The sequence below is a fragment of the Corynebacterium sp. LaCa_23 genome (assembly GCF_058182375.1).
The window spans coordinates 2,057,369-2,068,747 of sequence record NZ_CP190825.1 but is presented as its reverse complement, the minus strand read 5'-3'; the positions used below and the strand labels follow the sequence as shown (position 1 = coordinate 2,068,747).

Annotated in this window: 9 protein-coding genes; 5 read left to right on the top strand and 4 right to left on the bottom strand. The window is 54.6% G+C overall.

Translation table 11 applies throughout. From position 1 onward, the window contains the following. The first annotated feature begins 5 nt into the window (after positions 1–5). The 3 genes from ACP8IT_RS09910 to trhA all read left to right on the top strand — a co-directional run bounded on the left by ACP8IT_RS09910 (position 6) and on the right by trhA (position 5,730). Positions 6–1,520, top strand: coding sequence for an ATP-binding protein (locus ACP8IT_RS09910; RefSeq protein ID WP_490289997.1), 1,515 nt, complete (start codon positions 6–8; stop codon positions 1,518–1,520). Positions 1,521–1,669: 149 nt separating this feature from the next. Further along, complete coding sequence (locus ACP8IT_RS09905; RefSeq protein ID WP_490289996.1) at positions 1,670–4,858, top strand: Z1 domain-containing protein; 3,189 nt, start codon at positions 1,670–1,672, stop codon at positions 4,856–4,858. Between the two features lie 212 nt (positions 4,859–5,070). Next, positions 5,071–5,730, top strand: coding sequence for a PAQR family membrane homeostasis protein TrhA (gene trhA, locus ACP8IT_RS09900; RefSeq protein WP_284850217.1), 660 nt, complete (start codon positions 5,071–5,073; stop codon positions 5,728–5,730). Between the two features lie 235 nt (positions 5,731–5,965). Here the strand turns inward: trhA and ACP8IT_RS09895 are convergent, their stop codons facing one another. The 4 genes from ACP8IT_RS09895 to ACP8IT_RS09880 form a co-directional block, all read right to left on the bottom strand. Beyond that, a complete protein-coding gene (locus ACP8IT_RS09895) occupies positions 5,966–6,433 on the bottom strand; it encodes a type II toxin-antitoxin system death-on-curing family toxin (RefSeq protein WP_490289995.1) in 468 nt (155 codons plus the stop codon). Between the two features lie 6 nt (positions 6,434–6,439). After that, on the bottom strand, positions 6,440–7,045 hold the full coding sequence (locus ACP8IT_RS09890) for a Panacea domain-containing protein (protein ID WP_490289994.1): 606 nt from the start codon (positions 7,043–7,045) through the stop codon (positions 6,440–6,442). 38 nt (positions 7,046–7,083) lie between these two features. Further along, complete coding sequence (locus tag ACP8IT_RS09885) at positions 7,084–8,313, bottom strand: asparaginase (protein ID WP_490289993.1); 1,230 nt, start codon at positions 8,311–8,313, stop codon at positions 7,084–7,086. An 89-nt stretch (positions 8,314–8,402) separates the two neighbouring features. Then, positions 8,403–9,413 carry an acyl-CoA thioesterase gene (locus tag ACP8IT_RS09880; protein WP_278723179.1) on the bottom strand — a complete coding sequence of 337 codons (1,011 nt, stop codon included), beginning with the start codon at positions 9,411–9,413 and terminating at the stop codon, positions 8,403–8,405. A 33-nt stretch (positions 9,414–9,446) separates the two neighbouring features. Between ACP8IT_RS09880 and ACP8IT_RS09875 the strand changes: the two genes are divergently transcribed. Next, positions 9,447–9,851 (top strand): sterol carrier family protein, encoded by a 405-nt coding sequence (locus ACP8IT_RS09875; RefSeq protein WP_490289992.1) that lies wholly within the window; start codon positions 9,447–9,449, stop codon positions 9,849–9,851. Between the two features lie 10 nt (positions 9,852–9,861). Beyond that, positions 9,862–11,358: an amidophosphoribosyltransferase gene (gene purF / locus ACP8IT_RS09870; RefSeq protein WP_005284635.1), complete on the top strand. Its 1,497-nt coding sequence runs from the start codon at positions 9,862–9,864 to the stop codon at positions 11,356–11,358. Positions 11,359–11,379 lie beyond the last annotated feature (21 nt).

The window sequence follows — 11,379 nt, the reverse complement described above, 5'->3', positions numbered from 1 at the left end:
AATAAGTGACACAGAGTAAGAGTTCTTTTGAAATTGAAAAGACTATCCACTTGGCTCCGACTGAATCTATTCAGCATGCGCTGGGAGCCAATCACGATATTTGCTCGGGCATCGATGAGCTAGTGGACAATTCCATTGACGCAAAGGCAGAGAATATTTGCATTGTCTTCCACGTTGATGGAAATAAGCTGACCCAAATTGCGGTGCATGATGATGGTCGTGGCATGGATGCGGCAACCATGGAACGTGTCTTAAGGCTGGGAGGGCATGAGTCTCAATCACACAGCAATATCGGTATCTACGGAATGGGTCTAAAGGAAGGTTCGTATGCGAATGCCGATACCGTCACAGTGCTTTCTCGAGTGAAAGGGCAATTTCCAGCAGGGGTTCAGTTACACAAGGAAAGCTTCACTGCTGATGTATTAAAGCAGCAAGCAACAACTGCGGCGTGGAACCTAAGAGACCGGCTCGTTGATCTCAAGCGAGGTACCTCTATTCTCTGGAATGACCTGACCGGAATTTATGAGGGGAGTGACACACGGGAAGCTGATGCTTTCTTGTCTGGCACAATTGAGAAACTGCGTCGCCACCTAGGGATCCGCTATCACCGTTTCCTCCAGGACAATCGGGTAAGTATTAAAATTTTTATGCTTTATGACGCATTTGATCCAGTGCCTGCCCCGTCCATCAAACCCATTGACCCATGCGGCTACCGGAAATCAGGTGACCGCTTATATCCCCTACATTTAACTGAACATGGACGAGAAGATAGTCCTGGGGTGACGGCGCACATCTGGAATAACAGGTCCAAGTCGGATGAATTTATATTGGAAGGCAAGGATGAGCTAGGTCATCAGGGCTTTTACATATATATCGCAGACCGCTTGATTACCCAGGGCGGGTGGTGCGGATTTCAGGAACCCCGAAAAGACTATAAATTGCTCCGGGTGGTCATTGACGATCCACGAGTGATCAATGAGTACATCACTATTAGTCCGCAAAAAGGGTCCGTGAGATTAGGCGAGGGATTTCACCGATTTATCGATGGGCTAAGAGTATGTGGAGAGCCGGAAAAGAATTTTGATGCGGTATGTAGCGATGCCATCGCAGTCCTCCGAAATTCCAATAAGAAATCTGGCAACCCGGATGTGCTGGCGGAGGCAGGGCAAGGAATTGCTCCGGTCATCAAAGAATTGATCGAGGATGAGGCAAATTTAAAAAAGGGCGACCCAGTCAATGTTGTGTGGACAAAACTGGAAGGCGATAAGTTCGTAGAGGTTTCTCCGCGGGATAGCACTATCAAGATCAATCAGAAATATCGAAAGATGGTAAACCCCGGCAGAGGCTCGCTCAACGATGCACCATTATTAAAAACGCTTCTATATCTGCTGTTCAATGATGTTGCTACTTCGAAGCAGACAAGAAAATCCAAGGCAAACGCTTCCTTGTGGGCTGAGCTGCTTACGATCGCCGCCAGAGAGCAGGAGCGCCAAGAAAACCTACGCCTAAGGAACGACTGACTCCACCAATCGAACGGGTGTTTGTTATAGGGTCGAATCTATCAGCGTGTGTCTGTGTGACGCTGTACTGTAGGGCTCAGTTGATGTGAGGCACATTATTTCCTGTGCCAAGCATTAATAAAGATGCACGAACCTAAGGAGAAAATCTCTTGACCAGCAGTCACGATAGTCAGACAGTAGGCTTTCAGCCCCTTAAGGAAGCTATAAGCAACGTTCTTAATCCATCGGATTTAAAGCTTTACGCCTCGTTGCAGGACAGGCTCAAATTGATGGAAGGGATGGACATTAATGCTGCTTCGATACTTAAATACATCGAGGAAGCCGACGATAACGATATCCAGCCCCTAATAACCTTCATTGTCGCGGCCAAGAATGCTGATGAAGCCATTCTGAAACCAGAGACCCAGACGCCTTCTGAAAGTAAAGAGCGGCTGCAATGGGTTATTGAGCAGCTAGGGCTGTCTGACTTTGCTCCAGCATTGGAGCGGCGTATGCCTGAGCCCGAGCCTGCGGTCATTGTCGAAGAAGACTTCACTGAGTGGTATACGCCGGAAAGGCAGCAAGAAAATACTCATTACTGGGATGATTATCGCAAGGTGCTCAGTAGAAATCGCTGGGATGCTGAATCTATCGAAACCGTGGGTACGCAGGCTACCGAGGTTATTCGACGCATAGAAGATCCTAAAAAGCCACACTATGTGTCTTCTCGCGGCCTGGTGGTTGGTTACGTCCAAAGCGGCAAGACTGCAAACTTTACCGCTGTTACTGCGAAAGCTATTGACGCTGGTTACAGGTTCATCATCATTCTTGCCGGCACGATGGACAATCTGCGTGATCAAACACAACGCCGTTTGGATAAAGAGTTGTGCGGCAAAGAGTCGGTGCTGAGCGGCCTCGATGAAGAAAACCTCACTGCAAAAGAACGCAAAGATGAGACTTATTTCAATGGTGACGAAGAATGGGATCGTGACTGGGAACAGAATGGTGGCGCGTTCCTGAGTCATGGTCCTGCATATGGCTCCAAGGGGTTTCCGCGTATTAAGCGCGTGACGACTTCAGTTCGTGATTACCGCAGGACTGGTACTAGCGCAATTGAAATTGAACGCCCGGATAAATCGAAGCCCGTGCATCATCCAGACAACCTGGATAACATGCCTTGTCTGGTTGCGGTGGTCAAGAAGAATTCCTCCGTACTTAAGAACCTTAATTCTGATTTGCGGCGTGCGGCCCGTCTTAATGAGGACTTGAAGCATTTGCCGGTCTTGGTTATCGATGACGAGTCCGATCAGGCGTCTATCAATACCAAAAAGCAAAAGAAGGAAGAGCCTAAAGAAGAACGTGAGCGTACTGCAGTTAATGAGCAGATCACTGAACTTCTCGGTAACTGTCCTCGCGCGCAGTATGTCGGTTATACGGCCACGCCCTTCGCTAACGTCTTTGTTGATCCTTCCGATCCGGTAGATCTTTACCCGCGAAATTTTGTTTTGATGCTTAACGAGCCGCCTGCGTATCGCGGTGCGAAGTGGTTCCATGACCGCATGGACTTTGCCGATGCCCCAGAGGAAGCGACTCGTGAAAACTCCCAGAGTAAGGCGTTTATTCGGGACATCGTTGATTCTAGAGGTCTAGATGATGATGTATTTGAACAAGAGCGGGCGGAAGAACTAAAAGAAGCCCTTGACATGTTTGTCTTAACCGGTGCGATTAAGAAATTCCGGGAAGCTAAGCATCCAGGTCATACGTTTAAGCATCACACCATGCTGGTGCACGAGGGCACGGGTACTGCGATCCACGGAGATGGAAAGAAAATACTGGAAAAAATTTGGCGAGAGCGCGGATATAATCTTGCGCGACCAATTCCAGAAATGAAGCGACTATTTGAAAATGATCTTCTCGATGTTATGAATATCGAGCGCTACAGGGAAGGGTTCGCGGTCCCACAGACCTATGAAGAACTCCTGCCGTATATCAATGAAGCCTATGCAGAAATGATGGTAGGGGTTCAATCTGGAGAGTCACCAATTTTGCAGGTCGATACTGAAGGCAAGCAAAGCCCAAACTTTGAATCTGGCCGTGTATGGAAGATTCTTGTCGGAGGAGCAAAGCTTTCTCGTGGCTATACAGTTGAGGGTCTGACGATTTCTTATTTCCGCCGGCGCGCGGGAAGTGCGGATACTCTGATGCAGACTGGACGTTGGTTTGGCTTCCGAAAGGGTTATCAAGACCTAGTTCGTCTTTATGCGCCTGACGATCTCGTGGAGCTTTTTGAGGCGGCGATGCATGATGAAGAGGTTTTCCGCGACAATATCAAGATTTATGCAGAAGAGCCTCAAGACCCTGATAAGCGTCTGACCCCGAGCCGTATTGCTCCTTTGGTCCGTCAATCGTTGCCGGACTTAAAGCCCACAAGTTCGAATAAAATGTTTAACGCTTATATTCGTTCTACTGCGGCTGCGCCAAATGTAGTGGAGTTGAACTCCATTCCTGACCGTCAAGAGAGAAAGGCCTTGAAATGGAATTTCCAACAAGTCGGTATACCTTTGTTGCAGAGCCTCGACTCAAATATTGCGAAAATGGCGTATTTCCGCTTGGAAGGTTTGAGAAGTGGTAACCCCTTTGCACACGCGGGCTACAAAAACTTCCATGTAGGAATTATCGCGGCCGATGCCTTCGTGGATCTTTTGGAGACCATGCAGTGGTACGAAGGATCGAACTACAAAGGGAACATCGTTGCCCCGCATGTCCGCTATCTTCGCGGATTGATGGGGGACGGCAAACACGCAAGTGTTTCGGGTTCTGATTTTCGTGAAGTAGCAGTTATGTTGCCAATCTTGTCGCAAAATCCCAAAACCGTTGAGGTTCCAGGTGTGCCGTTTCCAGTGCCGCTTGTAAAGCGTAGTCGCCGTGAAGAACGCCATGACATTACCGGTACTGACCGAAAGAATACGTACATTATGCAAAGCGTGGCTAGCGGTAAGTCCGTTCTTACCCCGCGGTTTATTGACATGGCAGAAAACGCACAATTCCTTCGTGGAGAATTTAAAAAGATCAAGGGGAAAGAGCCATTTGATTTAGACTCTTTTGATGCGAAGAAGCGTGGAGCTGTTCTCGTTACGTTATTTGATGATCGGAACCAGGACGAGGTTGCACAAAGCGAACGTGATGGCACCTACACTCCGCCGCGTTGGGACAAGGGAGAAGTAGGGTTGGCTCTAGCCTTTAACTCCCCGCATGAGGCTGTAAATGGCGCAGGCAAAGTTGTGGAGTGGGGCGTGCACTTGCGTGGTGACGGTGATGGAGAGGACGTCGTCATCGAAAGTTTGGATGCTCAGAACTAACCAGTTGCAGAAAGTCGGGCCGGTGGGGTGCATCGCTTAAAATGCTCGCCACTGTCTCTTGAAGCTCTTTACTCCTCTCAGTAGACTTACGGTAACGTAACTTAGCTCTGGTGGGAGAAAGAAGTATCGCTGTGGCTCAGATACATGCTGAAGGAACAAAAGAGGCGGGGGAGCATCCCTTGAAAGAAGGCTTGGTGCAGCGCACCTATTGGATGGCGGATCGCGGCGAGCGGCCGCTGACCCGTGGATGGGGGCATGCGCTGGCGGCGTTGCTATCGGTGATCGCCTCTACCGTGCTCATCACGTATGCGTGGATGACGCTCCATTGGTGGCAGGGCCTGGGCGTTACCGTCTATGGTCTAGGACTGGTGGGGCTTTTTGGCGTCTCGGCGCTCTACCACCGCTACCCGTGGGCTAGTCCCCGGGCGGTGCAGTGGTGGCGGCGAGCGGACCACGCCACGATTGCGGTATTCATTGCCGCCACGTACACCCCGTTGTGTTTGATTGCGTTATCCCCAGCGCAGGCCGCCTGGATGCTGGCCATTGCGTGGGCGGGCGCTATCTTGGGCGTGATTTTGAACTTGGTGTGGATTGAGCACCCACGGTGGCTCGACGTTGTGGTTTACCTGGCATTGGGCTGGTTGGTGCTGCCTCTACTACCCACGCTGTGGAGTGATGCCGGCGCAGCAGTGGTCTGGCTACTACTGGCCGGCGGGGTGGTTTACTCCGTAGGTGCGCTGGTCTATGGCTTTAAGTGGCCTGGGCGCAATGCGCGCTACTACGGCTATCACGAGCACTTCCACACCGCGACCATCGCGGCGGCAGTGGTTCACCTCGTGGCGGTATGGCAAGTGGTCGTTGGCGCTGCCTAGCTCGCAGTTCATGTTCTGAAGAATCGGGCGATTTCTCTCTGCAGGGTCACCTTAAAATTCGCTGACCCAGATATGTATAGTTCGTGTTTTTAAAACTGGGTTGCATTAGCCCCAATGGCTAATCCTTTTGGGCCCGCTTCCGGTACTTTTCGTGCGGTGTGCCTTAGACTTTTGAGCGTGCAGCGGCAGGAAGGCAGGATATTTGATCTCCCGTGAGGAATTAGAAATAAATAGCCTAGTCCCGATTGAGCGTTGTCCACTTTACTAATGTGGTGCTGACATAGTCCACGAGGGCATCCAAATCTTCTTCAGAACTCGTAACAGAAATAACGAGATCTGCTCCCGCTTCTGCATTCGGTGTAGGACGAACGGTAATTCCTTTCAGCCGTAAATAAAAGATGGCTAAATGTAGAGCAGTGCGTTTATTTCCATCGTGAAACGCATGCGCCTTAGCTATATGAACTAGTAACGCGGCTGCTCGGTCATATATACCTGGGCGGCGCTCTTGGCCCATAATGACCTGAAAGGGTGCAAAAATCGCGGATTCGAGAGATGGCATATCAACTGCGTAGCCCGAGTATGCGTGAACGTGATTGTCACCCTCTACTCGATTTTCGCATTGCTTATTCAAACGACACGCAGCACGGACGAGGAAGTCTGCGACTTTTTCCTCGTCCGTTAGCTCTTCTTTTTCAGACGGCATGCCTGTTTATCGGTCCGCCAATATCCGGAAAGTCTCCCACCAGTCTTGTTCGATTTCCTTGGCCAGTGGTGAGGATAAGATTTCATCCACGTCTCCGTCGAGGTCAACATTAGGCAAAAGAACTTCTGCTGGTTGTAGCGGAGGTCGTGGGGTGGGGTTGTGGGAGTTTATCGCTTGGGAAAATTCTTGGAGGATGGTCGTTGTGCGGAGCTTCTCGTTAGACTTCTGGTCTTTCGGGATGCCCCGGCGGGCCTCGTTCCAGGCAAGGCCATGACTCAAGTCAGAAAGCTTAGTTGATTCAACTCCGCCGTAAAACGCGATGATGCTATCTACTACCTCGCGTTCGTATGTGCTGAGATTGTCGGACTGACCACCGGGAACATAGGGGACTGGCCAGGGGTTTTCATCCCCCGCTACCTGCCAGGTTTGAATGTGCAGCTCACGGGAAACAGGGCCGTGCCGCCACGCTTGAAACTCCGCTTGGAATAATGGTCGGCCCGTCCACGCCAGATGCCAGCCTTGGGAGAAGTAGCACAGCTTGTACAGCTTGAGCTTGTCCACGTTGGGAATGCGCTCAGTTATGTATTGCCCAACGTCAAAAATTTCAGCCATGCTTTCCTCCTTTCAGCGTCGCGCTAAAGTATACGGCCTCATTTTGCAGTTGGAAAGAGCTTCTGTGCATCCGTTCCCGTGGCAACTGCGGCTGCGAGCAGCATGCGGGCCTGGGGTGCGCGGAGGTTGCCGGAGGGGATGACGCCGGCATCGGCAAGCGTGGCACCGCCACCGGCGCCGCCGTAGATACCCTCGACGGGTCCGTGATCCACGCGGGTAGTGAGTACGACTGGAACGGACTTGGCGGATTCCATTGCGGCATTAGCCAGATCGGGGCCGATATTTCCTGAGCCCATGCCCTCAATGACGATGGCCTGCGCGCCCTTGGCCAAGGATTGCTCAATGAGATCCGCTGGGGCGCCGGGATAGGCGGCGATGATGTCCACGCGGACATCGCCAAGCGGAGCGTACTTCAGCGGCCCGGGGCGTTCTGGGAACTTGTCTTGGCTATTGGTAGCAAAGCCATCGGCCTTTTCCGTATCAGATTTAAACGCGCCACGGGCGGGGATAACCTTGCCGCCAAAGGCGATGAATGCGCCGTGGCCGGCATAGTCCGGGTTGGTGACGGTCTCTACCGCGGTAGCGAGGTTTTCTGGGCCGTCTGGATCAGCGTCATCGAACGGGCGCATTGCGCCGGTGAGTACCACCGGCTTATCGCTATCGTGGAAAGTATCGAGCGCAATGGCGGTCTCTTCCATGGAATCGGTGCCGTGGGTGACGATCACGCCATCGACGTCATCGCGCTCTAGCTGCTCTTGTACGGCGGTGATGATTTTATCGGTATCGGCCAAGGTCATCGCAGAAGAATCCAGGTTGGCAATATCTTTGACCTCAAGCTCCAGCTTGTCTTTGTCGAACTCGGAGTACAGCGGGTCCACCAATGCAGAGCCCTTTACGGTGGGCACCACCGCGCCCTTGTCATCATGGGTGCTGGCGATGGTGCCGCCGGTAGAAAGCACCACCACATGTCCCTCGGTATCGGAGCGCTGCTTGGCGTGGGAGCCGCTCGGCTTGCCAGAAGTGGCGGAAGAGCTTGTGGCCGAGCTGCTGGCGCTACTGGAGCTGGTAGCGGAACTAGAACTCGATGCCGTGGAAGATGCTTCTGAGGTCTTTTCCGCGGAAGTAGAAGAAGAGGTAGTCGTCGGTGTAGCCGAAGCCTCATCTTTATCCTCCTGGTTGGCCGGGTTCTGGCAGGAGGCCAGCAGCAGCGCGGAGGCAACTAATGCGGCGGAGTACTGCACCCTGCGGCGCAGGCGTGGGTTAGACATGTCAACTCATTTCTCTAGCGTGGTTTCCGTTACCTATTTAATACCACGCTAGGGCAGAAGCGCCGCGTACAAGAAAATGTGCTGAAAATTTAATCCACGTGCTGGTAGTGCGGCGCCACGATGAGCGGCTTCGGGGAATATTCGCCGCGCAGCTCGCGCAAGATATTGGCATGCTCGGCCAGGCGGATATCTTCTTCCGTCTGTGGGGTAAAGGTGCGCGCGGTCAGCGGCTGCCCGTCGCGGTCCAGGCCAATATAGGCCACGGTGGCGTGGATGGCGGTGTTGAGGTTATCGCGGCCGCCGCGGGGATCGCCGGAGCGGACGTGGATGGACATCTGCATGGAGCGGCGGTCCGTGCGCATCATGCGGGCATCGACCTCAATGAGATCGCCGATGGAAATGGGCTTATAAAAGCGGATGCCACCGGCATAGACGGCGACGGTGCGCTCGCCGGACCACTCCATGGTGCAGGCGGTGCCGGCCTCATCGATCCACTGCATTGCGGTGCCGCCGTGCACCTTGCCGCCCCAGTTGACGTCGGTGGGCTTGGCCAAAAAGCGATTGACCATGCGTGGGGCATCGGAAGGCCCATCGTAGGTCTGCTTATCCATCTCCAGCTCGATGGCCTTGCGCAGCTCGATGCGGGATTTCGCGGCCTCGGCCACGCGCAGGTGCTCATCGGTGTCCGGCACGAAGGTGGGCACCGGGGTGGTCTTATCGCTTTCGGGATCCTTGGCCACGAAAATGACCAGGCAATCGCAGGCGCGGGTGAAAATTCCCTCGCGGGGATCGGCAGACAGCACCTCGTTGATGATGTGCATGGAGGACCGGCCGGTCATTGCGATGCGCGAGCGCACCTCCACGATGTGCCCGGAGGGAATGGGCCGGGTGAAGTGGATATGGCCCACATAGGCGGTCACGCAGTACTGTCCGGACCACTGCACGGCACAGGCGTAGGCGGCCTTATCGATCCATTCCAGCACGCGCCCGCCATTGATGCCGGGGGCGCCGGCCATGGTGACATCGGTTGGCGATGCCATAAAGCGCAGCGTCAGGGTAGGAGACTTCTGGGTTTCCGCAGCAGCGTCAGTAGGTGACATAAACAATAAGATAACAGTAGCTATGCTGTGGCTATGCCTAAACCCGTAGATCCCGCCGCCACGCGCGCGGCCATAATCGCCATCAAGGATTGGATTCAGGACCCGGACGGGCAACAAAAGCCAGGCAGGGCCCTGCTTGCCGATGCCGTCCGTCGCACCGCCCGCACCCTCGAGGCCGACGCGCCGGGGCATTCGGTGGAGCTGCGCGTACCCCCATTTGTTGCTGTGCAGTGCATTGAAGGCCCCCGCCACACGCGCGGCACCCCACCCAATGTGGTGGAAACGGATGCGGAGACCTGGCTGCGTTTGGCCACCGGTGTCACGGCCTGGGACGAGGTCAAAAACACAGGTCGCGTCGATGCTTCCGGGTCGCGTTCAGGGGAGATTGCACAGTGGCTTCCCATCATTCCGTTAGTTTTCGACGGCCCAACGCGCTAATATAAACGCCGTGGTAGAAGTACATACTCCTAGTATCACTGACCTTGACGATCACAACGAGGAGGAACCCCGCGAAGAGTGTGGCGTCTTTGGCGTCTGGGCTCCCGGGGAGGAAGTCTCCAAACTTACCTACTTTGGCCTTTTTGCTCTCCAGCACCGCGGCCAAGAAGCCGCCGGCATTGCGGTGGGCGATGATGACCGCATCGTCGTCTTTAAAGACATGGGCCTGGTGGCCAATATTTTCGATGAATCGACCCTTTCTGCCTTGACCGGCAACGTGGCGGTGGGCCACACGCGCTATTCCACGGCCGGCGGCAAGGAATGGTCCAATGTGCAGCCGATGTTTTCCACCTCCTCTACGGGCGTGGACATTGCCCTGGGCCACAACGGCAACCTGGTCAATTACCTCGAGCTGCGCGCAGAGGCCGTCGAGCGCGGCCTGATTAAGCCGCACGAGGAGTCGGTTTCTGACTCGATGTGCTTGTCCATGCTGCTTGCCGATGGCGTCGATGAGACCACCTCCGTCTTCGACTCCGCCCGCGAGCTCCTACCGCGGGTCAAGGGCGCATTCTGCTTGACCTTTACCGATGGCCACACCATGTACGCTGCGCGCGACCCGCAGGGCGTGCGCCCGCTGGTGCTGGGCCGGCTGGCCAAGGGCTGGGTCGTTGCCTCCGAAACCTGCGCGCTGGATATCTGCGGCGCGCAATTTATTCGCGAGATCGAGCCGGGCGAGCTCGTTGCCATCGATGAGGCCGGCATCCGCTCTGAAAATTTCGCGCCCGCCAAGCGCAGCGGCTGCGTTTTTGAATACGTCTACCTGGCCCGCCCGGATAGCGATATCAAGGGCCGCTCCGTCAACGCCTCCCGCGTGGAGATCGGCCGCCGCCTAGCTCGCGAATACCCGGTTGAGGATGCAGACCTGGTCATCCCCGTGCCGGAATCCGGCAACCCAGCCGCGGTGGGCTACGCCCGCGAATCCGGCCTCACCTTCGCCCACGGTTTGGTGAAAAATGCGTATGTGGGCCGCACTTTTATTCAGCCCACGCAGACGCTGCGTCAGCTGGGCATCCGGTTAAAGCTCAACCCGCTGCGCGAGGTCATCGATGGTAAAAAGCTCGTCGTGGTGGATGATTCCATCGTGCGCGGCAATACCCAGCACGCGCTCATCCGCATGTTGCGCGAGGCTGGCGCCGCCGAGGTCCACGTGCGCATCGCCTCCCCGCCGGTAAAGTGGCCGTGTTTTTATGGCATCGACTTTGCCTCGCCCGGCGAGCTGATTGCCAACGCCAGCCCGTCCGATGATCCGGACGAGATTTGCTCCACCATCTGCGAGACCATCGGCGCTGATTCTTTGGGCTTTGTCTCCATCGATGAAATGGTCGCCGCCACCGAGCAGCCTCGCTCCGAGCTGTGCACCGCCTGCTTCTCCGGCGAGTACCCCCTTGGCCTTCCCGCCGGAAACCCCAATGCCGATGCCGTGCGCACCCTGCTCGGAACCCAATAAAAACTTCTAAGGAACTTTCAA

Excerpts from the sequence above, each read along its gene's own strand:
- ACP8IT_RS09890 (WP_490289994.1), bottom strand. The coding sequence starts at position 7,045 with ATGGCTGAAATTTTTGACGTTGGGCAATACATAACTGAGCGCATTCCC.
- ACP8IT_RS09880 (WP_278723179.1), bottom strand. The coding sequence starts at position 9,413 with ATGTCACCTACTGACGCTGCTGCGGAAACCCAGAAGTCTCCTACCCTG.
- ACP8IT_RS09875 (WP_490289992.1), top strand. The coding sequence starts at position 9,447 with ATGCCTAAACCCGTAGATCCCGCCGCCACGCGCGCGGCCATAATCGCC.
- trhA (WP_284850217.1), top strand. The coding sequence starts at position 5,071 with ATGGCGGATCGCGGCGAGCGGCCGCTGACCCGTGGATGGGGGCATGCG.
- ACP8IT_RS09895 (WP_490289995.1), bottom strand. The coding sequence starts at position 6,433 with ATGCCGTCTGAAAAAGAAGAGCTAACGGACGAGGAAAAAGTCGCAGAC.
- ACP8IT_RS09885 (WP_490289993.1), bottom strand. The coding sequence starts at position 8,313 with ATGTCTAACCCACGCCTGCGCCGCAGGGTGCAGTACTCCGCCGCATTA.